11 protein-coding genes are annotated in these 15,865 nt (G+C 64.2%); 6 read left to right on the top strand and 5 right to left on the bottom strand.

Annotated features, from left to right (window positions below):
- Positions 1-8 precede the first annotated feature (8 nt).
- The 6 genes from ABZV44_RS23275 to ABZV44_RS23250 all read left to right on the top strand — a co-directional run bounded on the left by ABZV44_RS23275 (position 9) and on the right by ABZV44_RS23250 (position 8,257).
- Positions 9-4,136 (top strand): TIGR02680 family protein, encoded by a 4,128-nt coding sequence (locus tag ABZV44_RS23275; protein WP_354839826.1) that lies wholly within the window; start codon positions 9-11, stop codon positions 4,134-4,136.
- Positions 4,133-5,359: a TIGR02679 family protein gene (locus tag ABZV44_RS23270; protein WP_354839823.1), complete on the top strand. Its 1,227-nt coding sequence runs from the start codon at positions 4,133-4,135 to the stop codon at positions 5,357-5,359. The genes ABZV44_RS23275 and ABZV44_RS23270 overlap by 4 nt, the downstream gene beginning before the upstream one ends.
- Positions 5,356-6,024 carry a DUF6036 family nucleotidyltransferase gene (locus ABZV44_RS23265; protein ID WP_354839820.1) on the top strand — a complete coding sequence of 223 codons (669 nt, stop codon included), beginning with the start codon at positions 5,356-5,358 and terminating at the stop codon, positions 6,022-6,024. The genes ABZV44_RS23270 and ABZV44_RS23265 overlap by 4 nt, the downstream gene beginning before the upstream one ends.
- A 378-nt stretch (positions 6,025-6,402) precedes the next feature.
- On the top strand, positions 6,403-6,597 hold the full coding sequence (locus ABZV44_RS23260; protein WP_354839818.1) for a hypothetical protein: 195 nt from the start codon (positions 6,403-6,405) through the stop codon (positions 6,595-6,597).
- Between the two features lie 185 nt (positions 6,598-6,782).
- Positions 6,783-7,253, top strand: a complete 471-nt coding sequence (locus ABZV44_RS23255; protein WP_354839815.1) for a hypothetical protein — start codon at positions 6,783-6,785, stop codon at positions 7,251-7,253.
- Positions 7,254-8,020: 767 nt separating this feature from the next.
- Positions 8,021-8,257, top strand: a complete 237-nt coding sequence (locus tag ABZV44_RS23250) for a hypothetical protein (RefSeq protein ID WP_354839812.1) — start codon at positions 8,021-8,023, stop codon at positions 8,255-8,257.
- A gap of 92 nt (positions 8,258-8,349) precedes the next feature.
- On the opposite strand, the gene ABZV44_RS23245 is transcribed toward ABZV44_RS23250, so the two are convergent.
- From ABZV44_RS23245 to ABZV44_RS23225, 5 genes are all read right to left on the bottom strand, one after another.
- Complete coding sequence (locus tag ABZV44_RS23245; RefSeq protein ID WP_354839810.1) at positions 8,350-10,518, bottom strand: serine/threonine-protein kinase; 2,169 nt, start codon at positions 10,516-10,518, stop codon at positions 8,350-8,352.
- A gap of 246 nt (positions 10,519-10,764) precedes the next feature.
- Positions 10,765-12,270 (bottom strand): UvrD-helicase domain-containing protein, encoded by a 1,506-nt coding sequence (locus ABZV44_RS23240; protein ID WP_354839807.1) that lies wholly within the window; start codon positions 12,268-12,270, stop codon positions 10,765-10,767.
- The gene (locus tag ABZV44_RS23235) at positions 12,270-13,913 is read right to left on the bottom strand and encodes an AAA family ATPase (protein WP_354839804.1); all 1,644 of its coding nucleotides are present in this window, start codon (positions 13,911-13,913) and stop codon (positions 12,270-12,272) included. Before ABZV44_RS23235 ends, ABZV44_RS23240 begins: the two co-directional genes overlap by 1 nt.
- 198 nt (positions 13,914-14,111) lie before the next feature.
- Positions 14,112-15,329, bottom strand: coding sequence for an IS4 family transposase (locus ABZV44_RS23230; protein ID WP_354839801.1), 1,218 nt, complete (start codon positions 15,327-15,329; stop codon positions 14,112-14,114).
- A 29-nt stretch (positions 15,330-15,358) separates the two neighbouring features.
- Positions 15,359-15,796 (bottom strand): AAA family ATPase, encoded by a 438-nt coding sequence (locus ABZV44_RS23225; RefSeq protein ID WP_354839798.1) that lies wholly within the window; start codon positions 15,794-15,796, stop codon positions 15,359-15,361.
- Positions 15,797-15,865: the final 69 nt, after the last annotated feature.

Here is a 15,865-nt window from a genome sequence, read left to right as displayed (position 1 = left end):
GGAAGCGCGTGTCGGACACTCCGAGAAGACATTTCGACCAACGCTGGCGGCTGTCACGGGCGGGGGTGGTGAATGTCTGGCATTATTTGGACACCGAGTTCGCGATCTCGGGTGGGCGGCTGATCCTGCGTGGCGCCAACGGGTCCGGCAAATCCCGCGCCTTGGAGATGCTGTTGCCGTTCTTGCTCGACGCCGACCGGCGGCGCATGGATGCGACCGGCGCGCAAAAGGTCAGTCTCGACGAGCTGATGCACACCGGCGCGCGGGGGCAGACCAATCGGATCGGCTACCTGTGGCTCGAGCTGGCCTGCCCCGATGAGTATCTGACCATCGGCGCGCACATCAAATACAGCGTCTCCGCCCGCCGCAGCGAGGTCCGGTTCTTCACCACGGCACTGCGGGTCGGCCACGAGCTGCGCCTCATCGGCGAAACCCGCGAACCGCTGTCCCGGGACGCACTGAGCGAACTTATCGGCGCGCACCGCCTCGGTGACGCGGAACAACATCGAGAAGCCGTCCGCACCAAGGTGTTCGGATTGCGCGGCGATCTGGGCCGTGATCGTTTCGCGGGCCTGGTGCAGCTCTTGCACACGCTGCGCTCCCCCGATGTCGGCAATCGCATCGACGAGGGCAAGCTACCGCAGATCCTCTCCGACGCGCTGCCGCCACTGAGCGAGCAGACTCTCGAGCAGGCAGGAGAGCGGCTCGACGGACTCACCGAGACTCGGCTGGCACAGGAGCGTCTCACCACCGCATTCGAACATGTGCGCCGCTTCCACTCGGCATATCGAGGCTATGCCACAACGGTTCTCACCGAGACGGCCACCGGGCTCGGCGATACGGCCACCGGGCTGCTGACCGCTCGGAGCACGCATCGAGATCTGGCGGATCTGGCGCGTGGGCTGCAGGAACAGCGAACCGAGACCGAAGGTGAGGAGAAGGAGTTGCGAGATACCGTCGGCGAACTCGAAACAGCGATCGCGAATCTGCAGTTGAATCCGCTGTTCAAGCAGGCCGACGATCTGGCGCAGCGAGACAAAGCAGTGGCGGCCCTGCACACCACCGCCATGGAGTCGCTTCGCGGCGCACGGGAGGCGCGGGAAGCGGAACGCGAGGCCGCGCGCAGCGCGGCAGGGCAGTTCAGCGAACTGCGCACTGCCGCACGCACCAGCGGCAGCATGCTCGCCGATGCGCTCGATGCCCTTGCGGCCGTGAACCTTCCGCACGGTGACCTGCCCGCGGGCATTGGCTACACGGATCACGCCGCTCCCGTCGTGGTCGAACCGGTGATGGATTCACTCGACCAAGCCTCCGTCCCCGTCCAGCGGCCCGCCGTTGACCCGGTGACCGTCTATCCCAGCGATCTCGGACCCGTATCCGATGCGGCGCTACGCTGCGGTGAAGCAGCCGAGCACAGACACGAGCAGGCCACACGCCGCCGCCAGGAGGCAAACCGCCTGAATGACGAACACGGTCGAGTCCAACGACTGGAGTCCGACGCCGAGCAGGCCGTCCGAAGCGCCGAACGGGACAGACAGGACGCCGACAACGCCGAGACCGAACGTGACGGACTTGCCGTAACACTGAATCAGTCCTGGCGAGAATGGGTTTCATCTCCGAGCACCGCACGGGTGCTCCCTGGCTCAGACTGGTCGAGCGCTGCGCTCGCCGCACTGTCGTCGGATAACGAGGCCCTGTGCGGCCCTGAACCAGAGGATGATGATCTACTCGCCAGGCTCGACGAACTTCCGGAACTGACAGCGCGCCCGATCCGGGAGGCGTTGGCGGTACAGGCAAATCTGCTCGATCAGGAGAGCACCACCGATTCGGGTGAGCGCGAGAAGCTAATCGCTGAGAGGACAGACCTCGAAGCCGCACACGACCCGTCGCCGCCGCGGAGCCCGTGGCATCGAGCGCAGAGCGGCATCCCCTTCTGGCAGACCGTGGACTTCCAGCCGGAACTCGGCGCCGCCGAGCGCGCGGGCCTCGAAGCTGCGCTGTTGGCTGCTGGACTGCTCACCGCGACTATCCGGACCGACGGGTCATTGCAGGCGGCGGATGGAGAGATCCTGGTGCGACCTGTCGGTGGCCCGGTGCGATCACCGCTGTCGGCGGCATTGCAGCCTGACGCCGCCGATATTGCCGACGGCCTGATCGAGAGTCTGCTCTCCCGAATCGGCTGGAACGATCCGCAGGCCCTCACCAATGTCGACTCGGACGGATGCTGGCGCAATGGCCCGTTGGCAGGGCGTCACCGTCAGGCCAGTGCCCGGCATATCGGCGCGACCGCGCGTGCAGCGGCACGAACTGCCAGGCTGGCCGAGATCGCCGCGCGGATAGACGAACTCGACGATGCCGAGCGAAACCGTGACCTGCTCCGTACCGAACTCCGCGACCGCGGCGCCGCGATCGATGCGCATCTGCGTACCGCCCCTCGCTCACGAACACTGCTCACCGCGCGCAATACCGCGCGCCTGGCTGCTGACCGCGCCTCTAGGACGGAGAACGAGGCGCGCGCCGCCCGGCAGACGGCGGCGCTCGCGCGTACGGCGTGGAGCGGCGAGTTCGAGAACCACCGCACGCTGTGCTCCGGGATGGGTTTGCCAGTCGAAGCCGATGAGCTGCTGCGCATCGAGAACGCTTGCACAGCAGCACAATCGGCATGCCGACGTTTGGCCGAATCCTGCGCAACCACGTCCATCGCCGTCGAGAAGGCGAAACTTTTGCACGATGCGCTGGAGAACAGCCGCGTTCGACGCCGACGTCACGAGAGTGCGGCCGAACAGCACCGCCGCACGTGGTACGAGGACGCGGCGGGCGTTGCTGCCCTGCATGATTCGCTCGATCTTCCTGTCGAGGAGCTCAACCGGGAAATCGAGGAAAGCTCCGCTCAGCACAAGCTCGAAAAGAAGCGGCTCGACTCACTGCGCGACGCACTGCGCACTCTCGACAAAGAAGTCACCAAAGCCGAAAGCAAACGCGATTCCGCACATGTCGAAGTCGGGCAGCGCGTCGAAGATCTGCGTGCCGCGAGCGCGGCCTTCAATGCCCGGCTACGATTGCCCGGCTTGGTGACTGCGGCCACCGAGGCCAGGCTCGCGCTCATCGAACACGATGCGGACGCCGAACATACGCAGCAGATCGCGCGCGCCGTATTGGCACGGCTGGGTGCCAGCAAACCGTTCACCGTCAACCAATTGCTCAACGCGCTCACCCGTTTCGGCGCAGACACCTCCGGACAACTCGACGTAAGTCAACGAGTGGAGCACGGTGTGCACCTGGTCCACATCGAGGGCGCGGACCACCACCACGATTGCGCCTCAGTACTGTCGTACCTGGAACGCCGGGTCGAGCAGGGTCGTCAGGCCCTCACCCGGCGCGAGCACGAGGTATTCACCGGTTTCGTTCTCGGCACAGTCACCGAGGAGCTACGCCGGCGCATCCGGCAGGCCGAAGAGCTGGTAGAGGCCATGAACGGCAGCCTTGCTGGAATTCGGACAAGCTATGGCATCGGCGTCAGCATCGCTTGGACCCTGGACCGGCAGGATCCGGAGTTGCACAGGCTGCTGGACCTGGTGCGCATTGCCGACCCGGTGCGGTCGGAGCAGGACAACGACGAACTCGTCGCCCTGGTGCGCGACCGTGTGGAGCGGCAACACGCCGCCGACGCATCGGCCGGATATGCCACACATCTGCGCGCCGCACTGGACTACCGCGCCTGGCACGACATCGAAGTGACCATCCTCGGACCCGAGCCGAATCAGCGGCGGCGAATCTCCCGGCGGGCCAAGATATCCCAGGGCGAGACGCGGTTCGTCTCCTACGTGACCCTGTTCGCCGCCGCCGACAGTTTCCTCTCCGGCCTTCCCGAAGCCGTTACGGCGCTGCGCCTGGTGCTGCTTGACGACGCGTTCGCCAAGGTCGACGAACGCGCGATCGGTGAATTGATGGGCCTGCTGGTCCGCCTGGATATCGATTTCGTCATGACCGGTCATGCCCTCTGGGGCACGGTACCGGAGGTGCCCGCACTCGATATCTACGAGATCCGGCGGGTCGGCGGCAGCGCCGTGATCCCAACGCGGATCCACTGGGACGGCAAGAACCGCAACTACATTCACGTGGTTGACCCGGCATGACGCTATCCCGCGACCTACGAGCCTATTTCGGTGATCCGAGCTTGACCGAGCTATGGAGCCGGATACGAGACCGGCTCGAACGCAACGGTCACTCGATCGAGGGCACGGTCAGAATCGAGTTGAGTGATGAGGCGGCGCAACGTGTCTCAGGTCTGCTCGGCCGTCGGCTAGCACCGGGCCGCCGGTCCGTGCCGCTCTCGGAGATGGATGCCGCCCTGCTGCGCAGCGCCGCCGCGCGTGGACTCGTGAGCGTGGTCGCGGAACTCACCGGCTCGCCCCTGCGTGATCGGCCCTCCGAGCGGCTGGCCAAGCAGTCGGCTGTCTCCGAACTGTGGTCGGGCGTTGGTCATTCCCTGGAACGCAATGGTTTAGCCGACGCTGCCTGGGCCGGACCTCTGGTGCGGTGGCTGCACACCTCCGGCCTCCTCATCCGTGGCGGTGAGCGTGCGAATCATGAATTCGATACGGCCGTTCGAGCGCTGTCCGCCGTACTTTCGTCAGATCCGCGGCCTCGCATGCTCGCCGAACTCGCGGCCGCCCTCACAGGAGACGCCCACGCACTCGACAGCGACCGGCTCGCCGGTCGGCTCGCTCTACGCGGCCTGAGCTTGGCACTCGATTTCCCGGAACCGGCCACGCCGCGAGAGCGGATCGCAGCGTGGGAACGCGTAGCGGTCTCCGCAGACACCGTCTCGGGCACCGTGCTGACCTGGAATCTGCGCCCGCCCGGTGACGACCCATGGTCGACGATGATGCGGTCGCGGGCTGAACTCGGCCTCGTCACACATCTCACGCTGGCCGAATTAGCCAGCACAGCAGCACCTTTGGCCGCCATGGGCATCACGATCGCCGCCTGCGAGAACCCCCAAGTACTCCAGCGGGCCGCCGAGATCGGTGTTCAGCAACCGCTGGTGTGTTTCAGCGGCAATCCCTCGTCCGCCGGGATGCAGCTCGCCGAACGGATCCCTATCCGGTACCACGGCGATTTCGACTGGCCCGGTATCTCCATTGCGGCCCGGCTGTTCGCGGCCGGAGCCCAGCCCTGGCAAATGCACGCGACGGACTACCTGCGAGCTGTAGCGTCCGGCACGCAGCGCCTTCCTCTCACTGGCCGCCCGATCGCCACACCCTGGGATGCTCGACTCCATTCCGCGATGCTGCACTTCGAGCTGGCAGTGCATGAGGAGTCGATACTCGATGACCTCCTCACCGACTTGGAGTGAAAATCATCCGCGACGTCGGCACCCAAGGACCTGCCATCAAGAACGGGCATCGGGCTGCTGTCGCAAGACGAGCGCGCCGATGCACTGGGTCTCGCCGGCTGATGCGGCGCGACCAGTTGGAGCACGCAATTTGCGCAGCGTGCCAGATCATCGATCGGCCCGAGGTCATAGTGCTCGGCTCGCAATCGATCCTCGGCACCTTCGACGAAGCCCAGCTTCCCGCTGACGCTACGATCTCGCTGGAGGCCGATGTCCTCCCGATAGCCGCCGACAACGACGAGACCGCGCGACTGGCGGACCTTATCGAGGGCGTAGTCGGCGAGTTCTCTTCGTTCGAAGAACTGCACGGATTCAGCATCGACGGCGTCGATACGACGACTTCCGCACTCCCGGACGGATGGCGAAGCCGTCTAGTCAAGGTACAGAACGCCAATACCGTCGCACCGTCGGGCAAACCGCAGTTCACCGGATGGTGCCTCAACAAAGAAGATCTGTGCGTAGCGAAGCTGAGCGCCTTCCGAGGGAAGGATCAGAACTTCGTGGCGGCGCTGCTGGAATCCGGACTCGTCGCTCCGAACGAGATCTCCGAGCGTCTACCGACCGTTCCGGACAAGTACAAACCTGCCGCCGAACGCGCACTCGGGTGGATCAAATCCTGGATGTGAGACAGCCCGGTCGATCCTAGGCGCATTGCAGTGGTACTCAGGTCGCGGTCGCCCCTCGTAGACGGCCGGGTGCGGCCCCGCGGTGACCAGACGAATCAATACGACCTGCGGCATCGACATCGCGCGCTGCTGGTGCGCAAGACAAGTCCGCCATGTGGTTCGACGGTCGAACGGCCAATTCCGTTCGGGTGGTTAATCTTCCAATCGTGCCTACACCTGCCGCATCTCAACAAGAAAGGGGGTTTGCGTCAGCAGAAGTTGGGCATCTCGATGTCGGAGTCACACCCGCTTCATGACGGTACTCCCGTCCACTGCCAGGCCCTATACGCCTCGATTTCATGACATCAACAGCATCCGAACGAAAAGGCTGACGGGCCTATGACCAAGCAGCCGAAGAAGATACGCCGCTCGCCCAGATCTGTGCGCCGCATCGTCGTGACAAGCGAGCAGCGTGACTCACCGGACCTCAGAGCCCTCAGCCGCGCGATCATCACGCAGATGATCGATCAGGCCAAAACCCAAGCCGCCGACAGCGACTCCAACCCAACACAGGAGACCTCCCCCGAGGGCTGACGCATGTGCCTCAGCGGGATCGCACGCTGCGACATACCTCAACAGGCACACCAGCCCCATGAGTAACAACCCCCAGCTGGGTTCAAACACCGACCGGTCCCTATTCTTGCAGGTCAAGCACCCTCAACCCGAACTACTGGCGCATAACAAAAGAAGCCGCAGGTCGCTTACCTGCGGCTCCTTTTATGGTGGACCTGGCTGGGCGTTATTCCAAACGGGCTGACCTGCACAAACTCGAAACCACCCGCGCCAAAATCGACACCGGGCCCTCGTCTCCACTCCCCCGCCGACACAAGAAGCCTCTGGCGGACCGTCCTCGCGAGCCCCGCAGAATCGAGCAGCGCCTCGGCCCTGCGACGGTCGAGGAACTCCTTCACGCGTACCGCGACGGCACCTCGACCGCACAACTCGCGGCGCGCTACGGAATCTCCAAGACCGCCGTCCTCAACCTGCTCACCAACCGCAAAGTTCCCCGCCGATTCCAATCGATGACCACCAACGACATCGACCACGTCGAACGGCTCTACCTCGCCGGCCATTCACTCGTCAGCTGTAGCCGCCTCACCGGCTTCCCCGCCAGCACCATCCGCGACGCACTCCGCGAACGCGACACCCCAATGCGGGCACCCGGCGGGCGCCACCGCGCACCGCGTTAGACCCCCACGAGTCGGCGTGTCGACACGCCGACTCGTAGATCAAATTTCCCGACATAGCAAGCGCTCGGCAACCAACTTCCCCGGCTCAACCGATACCTCCCCCATGCCAACCACGATCGACTTCGCAGACAGCGCGAGACTTAGCAGTCGGAAGCCCCTCGGCGTTCAGGATTTTCACGATGTCACGCAGGGAATGCTGCTCGATGTGCAGGACGATGGCACGATGGAGCACGTCGAGACGGCACAGCATCGGCTTGCCCGTACCCACTCCTTGTCCCGGCAACGCAGCAACTTCAGCACCGCGGCGAGCACCGAGGTCGTTGTGGGAGCGGGATGCGGTTGCGCGCGGCGACCGCAGCTGGCTGAAGTCACGTTGCGCCTTACTGGATACCAGCTACATAGGAGTGCGATTCTGTCGTCCACGTGACAGCCAGAAGGGCAGAAAGGGGCGCGGTCCAGTTTCAGGGATTGGAACTCCGCTACCCCAAATCGCGTGTCGCAGCTTCGAATCCTGCCGAGGGCACACCTTGACCTGCACTTTTGCGCACAGTCGCGCTTCAATGCCAGATACGTGCCAGTTCCACGCGTTCGACGGCCGCCGAAGTAGACATTCGGGCACAGGGCGGAGCAAGGTCCATGCCAATGGCGGACATTCGCGTATCCGCCGCAACGCCCAGCCCTTGCCCGACGTCAAAACCAACCATGAACGACGAACGGGGCCAGTGCCTTCGGCGTGCGGGGCTCGACCCGACCAACCCCGTGCACCGGTGGCGATTTCATCAGTTCGGATTCGGCAGGCCGGACACCGCCGGGATTCGACACGAATTGCCAACGTCCTCGTCCGCAATTTCGCCGACGGCCGCACCCTCACCCCGATTGCCCGCGAGATCAACCCAAGCCGCTCCGCGGTCAGCAGGATCATCGGCAATGAAAACGACCTTCTCAAGAAGGAGCCGCGTGCACACCTCTGTGAAAGGCAAGCGATTTCCGCCCAACCGAACTGATACAGCGCCCATCTCCTCGACTTCGGCGTGTCGATACGACACGCCGAAGCAATTTGCCACGCTAGCAATCGATCAGTGATCGACCGTATGGTTCACAGTGGAGCGACGACACTGACGGTGTTGTCGTCCCGATTGGTCACATAGGCGATATGAGTAGTCGGGTTCACGGCAACGCTTCCCCCACCCCGACCGACGTCGACGCTCGCGACGACATCCTTAGTAGCGATGTCCACGACATATAATGTCGACACCGCGTTGGAATAGGGTTCGGTGCCACGCTTACCACCGACGGCGAAAATCACACCACCGGCCGCATCAACGGCCAAGCCATGGGCAACGCCGAGATACGTTGTACCAGTTGCAGTTTTCGTCCGCAGGTCGATGACGGTCAAGGACGTATCGCTCGCCGCATACGCGATGCCCGACCGCGAGTCCATATCGATGCCGTAGGTGGGCCACCCCACGTTGATCGACGTCGTCGTGTTCGTTGCGATGTCGACGACAGCCACCGAGTTACTCAGCGGCTGGGTGATGACCAGGGACCGAGTCTGCGAATCGAAGGTGACGTCGGCGGGCAGCTCCTTCGGCTTGAGTGTCGAGACGACGGCATCGGTACGCGTGTCGATCACGGAAATCGAACCCTTGCTTCCCTCTCCCATCGGATTGCCTCGATTCGCGACGTAGGCGGTATGCGAGCGGGAGTCCACGACAATGCCTTCCGGCGCCAGCCCCACGGTGAGAGTTGCACTGATCTTGTTCGTACGAGCGTCGATCACTGTGACCGAACCGGAAACGTCCACGATGTCGTCACTGCGCTCGGTCACCGTCGACGATGGCGCGCTGCCGGTGACATATACCTTGCGCGATTCAGAATCCACCGCGACACCTGTTGGGAAGTGCGGTATTTCGATGGTGGTCGTGACCTGGTTCGTACGGAGATCGATGATCGAAATGGACCCACCGGCCTTCTTGGCGTAGTCACCCCAGTTGGCCACATACGCCGTCTCGGCGATCGGATCCACAGCTATCCCACTCGGACTGATACCAACCGGAACAACCGCCGTCACCGCCCGGGGCGCCCCCGGAGCGACCGTGCGCGTCGGCTGCGCAGGTGTGGACGACGAAGCCACACCGCCCTGCCCGGAATCGTCACGTCCTAGATAGACGGCAGTGCCGACGGCTCCTGTGACGACAAGCAAAACACCCGCTGCCAGCAGGACCAAAGGTTTCGGAGCAATGCGCCCGCGTGACCTACCTACCGCGCGGGACAACCCGGATGCATTTTGCGCCTGATCCTCCGCCACGTCATCCTGATCGATGCCTGTCACGAGGGTCCCGTCGTCGACCCGGGTAGGCTCCGCCACTGCAACGGAAAGCGGGAAGGTCCAGCCAGCACCCCATTTCGTGGTCGCCGGCGATTCCGCGACCGTTGCCAGTGCCACCCCACGTGTAGGGTGTACAACCTCACCTGCCGCAGAGGCCAGTTCGCCCGCCGTGCGGTACCGACGATCCGGGTCCTTGGCCATCCCTCGTCTGATGACCTCGTCCAGCCCGTCCGGCACTTCGGGGTTCAACGCAGTCGCCCGCGGCACCGGTGTCATCATGTGCGCCCGCATTTGCTGTGCGGGATCGGTTTCGCCGAATGGCCTTCGACCCGTGAGACATTCGAAGAGCACGCAGGCGAGAGCGTAGACGTCCGCGCGGGCGTCCTCCTGTCCGGTGAATCGTTCGGGGGCCATGTACGCCCATGTACCGATCGCCGCACCTGTGGTCGTGATGGCAGTCTGCCCATGCCTGCGCGCGATCCCGAAATCGATCAGGTAAGCGAACCCACTGGGCAGCACAATGACATTGGATGGCTTGACATCTCGATGCACGAGATCGGCCGCATGCGCGGTATCGAGAGCTGCGGCGATCTGGGCGACGAGATCCACTGCAGTCGTGGGTGGCACCGGTCCACATTTTACGACCTCCGCCAGGTCGGTGCCCTCGATGTACTCCATGTCGATGAACAGTCGCCCATCGAGTTCACCGAACGTGTGGATCGGGACTATATGTGGCCCACGCACTTTGGCCGCCAGCCGCGCCTCCCGTTCAAAGCGCTTGCGATAGCCCTCATCCGCAACCGCCTCGGGCGGAAGCACTTTGAGTGCTACATCGCGATCGGTATGGGTGTCGTGCGCCAGCCACACTTGTCCCATTCCGCCTCGACCGAGTAGACGCACGAGTTGGTAATGGCCGAAACGGGTCTCCCCCGACACCTATCCTCCCGAATCCGTTCGCCACGCGGCGATCCGTGGCACCCGCTGAGCTTACGGCCTCATGGACACGCAGCACCCGGTCAGTGCGTCTACGAGGTCGGACTCGGGCAAGACAGCCAACCTGATCGTCGTAACCGAAGTGTGGTTCCAATACGCGTGAGGGCTGGGCCGACTGGTTCATCCGCGGTGGCGGGTTCGTGCGGCAAAGGTGATGGCGGCGGCGGAAACTGGTTCCATGGATCGCAGTTAGACCCCGTGTTCTTGCGGACAACGTAACACTCCGCAGGTGTGCTTCGCTCTGGTCAGTGCCACGTAGAGCACGCAGTGTTCTGGCTCAAGTTCGCGGAGCCCCTGGTCGAGTATGCGTTCCTGTGCGAGGTTCAGTGCGACCCCGACATGGTTCCATTCGCGCCCCTTCGCCTGGTGGACGGTCAGTCCGGGGATGAGGTCGCGGCGCTGTAGCCGTGCACGGAGGCGGTCGAGTTCGCCTTCCCGGATGCTCTCATCGCCTGCCCTGCGAGGCCGCGTCCGTCCGGATTCCACGGTCCGGGCCCGCAGTCTTTCGAGAACGGCGCCCGCAGGGACGTCTGCGACAAGCTCCGCTAGGGCGGGGCGGAGAACCGTGGCGCGGAAACCCTCCAGGGCTTCATCGGTCAGACCGAGGCGGATCAAGGCATTTTGCTGACCGAACGCAGGCAGTCCAAGCCCTGATCCGGTCGCGATATCGAGCAGGAGGCAAAGGATTGCGTCGATTTCACTGGTGAAACCTGATCGAAACGCCAGCGGCAGGATGTTGTCGCCGACATTCCACAACTCTGCCCAGTGGCGCGCCAACGCGATGTCGACGGCGCTACTAGCGATCGACGGCAGCTTGACTGGCTTGCCGTCTCGGAGTCGGCCGGTAAGCTCCCGCATCTGCTCGGTCTTGAAGCGGAACGACTCTGGTTGGTGGAAATTCGTGAACTCGTGCCTGTCCAGGAGGTTGCTTTTGACCTTTTCTGGGGTGGCGCCGCGCCAGTCGTACAGCGCCTGCCAGGGGTCACCGACGACAGTTACCCCGATGCCCAGCTCGGCTGACCGGGAGGCCACGTGGAGGTCGAGCTCGTCGGCGTCGTAGACCTCATCGACAACGAGGTGGCGGTAGTTGGTCACCATCCAGTTGTCGACAACATCCTGGACTCCGTTTAGGACCAGCGCGGCCTTCAGAATATGCCTCACATCGCCGTGGCTGACACAGCCAGCTTCCAGAACCGGCCGATGATCACCCGCTCGGCCGAGTCCGTAGGTCGGCTTCTTTGTGCGGACGCTGTGGCTGAAAACAGTCCCGTCGCTCTTGCAACTCGCGATCCGAAGCCAGCCATTGACTGCGATCAGCTGGTATCCGGACTTACTGGAGTAGTCATCGATGACGTCGATCTCGTTGTGACTGTTCGGCCACCTCAGGAACCCGCGGCGCAGCAGGTAATTCATCGTCCGGACGTGGAATTCGTCGATGGTGGTCACCGAGTTCGGGAAAGCGAGTGCCCGACGTCCCCATCGGGCCGCGATCCGGCTACGCAGTTCCCCAACCGCTGCCCTGTTGAAGCTCAGCCCAATAACACCGCGTCGACCGTCCGGATCCTTGTGGTGAAGATAGCCGAACCGCTCCGCTGCCACAGTCGTCTTACCTGACCCAGGTGCGGACACGATGTTGACGAGCGGATCGTCTGCGGCTGCCGCGAGCACCTGCCGATTCGTCAGCTCGATACCCATCAGAACACCGGGTCGTTCTCGTCGATCTGCTGGGCCTCCGCGGCTGCCAGTTCACGCAGTCCGCCACCCGCAGCAGAAGCGCCCGTGCCTCGCGCCGAGTCCGCCTCAGTGTCCGCCGCGGGAGATACTGCGGCAGTCGGGGCATGGTCATTCCACAGCCAGTTGAACAGCTCAACCAGTTGCATCGGCACAACCGTGGTCTCCAGATTGTCCTCGACCTGGCCAGCCAACTCGAACGCGAACTCACCCTTCATGGGCTTGTTCTTTTTTTCTCGGAAGAAGCTGTCGATATTCTCGGCAGTTGGCACCTGACCAAGATCCTTGTTGCACAACTTGAGCGCATTCTCGACGAGGGTCTCGTTGCCGGTGACGAGCGTCGGCTCCAGCGTGGGCGCAGACCAGAACACGCCCACGTGCGCGGAGCCTGAAAAATGAGCGTGCCACGGGGGCGGGCTCGGCGGCGGCAGTGGGTCGCCACGCTCGTCAGTGTCGCACAACAAGGCGACCTGCTGGGTCAGCTCGTAACCCGGCTCCGCCAGCAGACGGACCGGCCACTCGCCGACGCGGTGACCGACGTACACGACCGCCAGCGCATCGATGAACGCGCGCTTGCTGTTGCTTCCCGCAGCCCAGGCCCGCCCGAAGGAGCGCAATAATGCTGCCTCGGTAACACCCTCTACCAGCACCACCCGCTCGGCGAACAGCGCGCCCGACCGGCTCGCGTCCAGATGCAACTCTGTCATCCGACAAACCTTGCGACGCATCGTGGGAGCCCAGGGGATGTTCGCGATCATCCGCGAGACAACCTGGCCGCTCGTGTCGCGGCGCACGATGACCAGATCATCCGGCTTGCATGCCGAAACCATCTCACCGGCATGCGTCGAGACGATGACCTGAAGGTCCGGACGGGCGACCGTACTTGCCCGAAGGTACCGGATGAGTCCGTGCTGAAGCTGTGGATGCAGGTGTGCCTCGGGCTCCTCGATGAGCACGGTTGCATGAAACATGTCCGGCCAGAATGAGTCCTGCTGCTCTTCGGCCAACTGGTCGGTCTCCGCGAGGCGTTCCCGCGCCGCGACCACTTCTTCCTCCTCGGTCAGCTCCCGCTTCAGCGCTCCCCGCTGCATCGGAAGTTCCTGTCCGGCTTCGGAATCCCGTCCGCCGGTCGGAGCTCCCGGAGCAGGTGGCGGCGGACCGACCGGCGCCTTCGACGGATCCGGGATGCCTGCGAGCGTGACCGCGATGTGAAGAAGGTTCACGTACCCCAGGCTCGCTGCCTCAAGACGGCGAGCGTCACCCGCGTTCGCCGTCGTCGCCAGCAGCAACTCGAGAACTCGAGCTAGATACGCATCATCGACACGCTGAGTGCCCAGAAACGCAAAGTGCTCCTGAACGCCACCGGTCACGTCCTTCAAGTTCTCCGCGATGCGCCCCTGCACATCCAGCAGCAACTGCTGCGTCGTCAGCCTCGCCAATAGACGCTCCGCCTGCGCACGGACTTCAGCGAGGGATCCGCCCGCGGGGTTGCGCTTCTGCTCGGCACGCATCAGCTCCAGCAGCACCCTGGTCTCACGCCGCGACAACTGATCGACCGGGTTCCTCAACGCGGGCAGATATACGAGCCGGACCTGCTCGTAACCCAATGCCGTTAACTTACGCGCTGGTGTAGCCGGATCTCGGGCGGCTGGTGATGGTTGATGTTCTTGTGCGCCAGTGTTTTTCGTTTGAACTTGTGGCGTCCGGCGCGTTTGAGGACCCGGGGATAGCTGCGTTGGCGCCGTGGCGGGTTGGGTCGTTCGAGGATCTCGGCGACAGCCCTTGCGATGCCGGTGGCGAGCCGGTCAGGGGGAAAAACCCGCTTGCCCGGTGACGTGTCGCCGGACAACGCGGAGAGCGCGGACGAACGACAGCCGTAAGGGATCGTTTTCACCGAGATCGGCGGCGTGATGCATGAGTTCACGGACGGCGTAGTGGGTCGTCAGAAGACCCCAGATCTCCTGGCGCACCATGGCGGGGCTCTGCGAGCGCAGCAGTCGGTAGCTGCCCCGCTGGCGGGTTTCGATCTCGGCGAGGCTGGTCTCGAACTCCCACCGGCGGTGGTAGGTGGCCGCCAGCTCGGCTGCGGTCGCCTCGTCGGGATCGAGCAGAGTGGTGATCAGCCGGATCGGGCCGGGGGCGTCGCTGTCGCGGTTGGCGATCTCGTACTCGACCACCCGGACCTGCACGCCCTCGGGGACGGTGTCCAGGCCGCGGGCGCGGTGGCGGCGGATTCGCTGGCGCTCGACATCGGTCATCAACCGCGACAAATACGATCCGTCCGGAAGGTCTTGCACGACATGCAATTTCAGTCCGGACTGCACCCGCCACAACAGATCCGCGCCAGTGTCGGCGGCCTCACGCCAGAACTCGTGACTGAAGAACCCGCGATCGGCGAGGACCAGCATTCCCGGCTCGAACGCGGCCAGCAGCGGACGGGTGATCTCCCGCTCGTCGGTGGTGACCGCACCGATCTCGGCATCGACGATCGCGTGGGTGGCGCACTCGGCCAACCCGACGACCTTCACCTTCGGATACGGATCCTCCAAGCTCTGATGGGTCTTCCCGCGCCCGAACACCTCCTCGTTGTCCGGTGTGTCGGGAATGTCCATCTGAACACCGTCGACGGCCATCACCCGCCGCCCCGCCAACCATGCGCCCGCGGTGCCCGCGCCGGCCAGCGGGACCGCGACCCGCCGATACAACTCCCGGACCGGTTCCTCACCGAGGCGGGCCCGGGCCTTGCACAACGCCGGCGACGTCGGCACCTGCCAGTCAGCATCCCACGACCGCAGAAACCGAAGCCCGTCAACGAGTTTGCGCAGCACCTCTTCGTAGGCGTCGTCGAAGAACAACGTCATCGCCAGCACGAAGTAGACCACCACCCGCGCCGGCAACAGCCGCCGCCGCTTCTCGACCCGACCGGTCGTAACCAGCACCTCGTCGACCAGATCCGGATGCACTACCCGGGTCAGCACACCCAGCCCGATCCAGTCGGTCAACCGGCCCGCCACCTCCACCACGAACCAGCACCCTACCCCGAAACAATTTGCTACACAGCAACTCTCGCGCCGCGGTCCGACGGGCTGCCGTCACCACGCCCACCAGCGCAAACGCCGTAAGTTAATGGCATTGGCTCGTAACCATCGACGGTGGAGTCGATACCGACCGCACGCGCCCGGCCCAGCGACCGCTCCAACGTCCGCCGCCACATCGGCGCACCCAGCCCGGACGCCTGCCGCGCCTGACCCAGCGCACCTTCCTCGGCCGGGTCGGTCTCCATCGCATACTCCACGTCGATCCGTCGAGGCGCCGGGCCGAGCACCGCCGCGTCCGGCTGCTGAAGCTGCGGGAACCGCTCGACGTGCGCCCAATAGATCGCGTCGTTGATCGTGGTCTTCCCGACCCCGTTCGACCCCACCAACAGACTGAACCGACCCGGGAACTCCACGGACACAGGCGACATCGCAGCCGCCCGGAACCCCTCCACGCGGACCTTCCGCAAATGCACGACAACCCCTCACTATGCCGACTCACGCCAATAACGACGAGCCGCCCC

The organism is Nocardia sp. NPDC004860, assembly GCF_040609015.1.
GTDB lineage: Bacteria > Actinomycetota > Actinomycetes > Mycobacteriales > Mycobacteriaceae > Nocardia.
The sequence above is the reverse complement of the archived record's forward strand: the minus strand, read 5'-3'. Positions and strand labels throughout refer to the sequence as shown.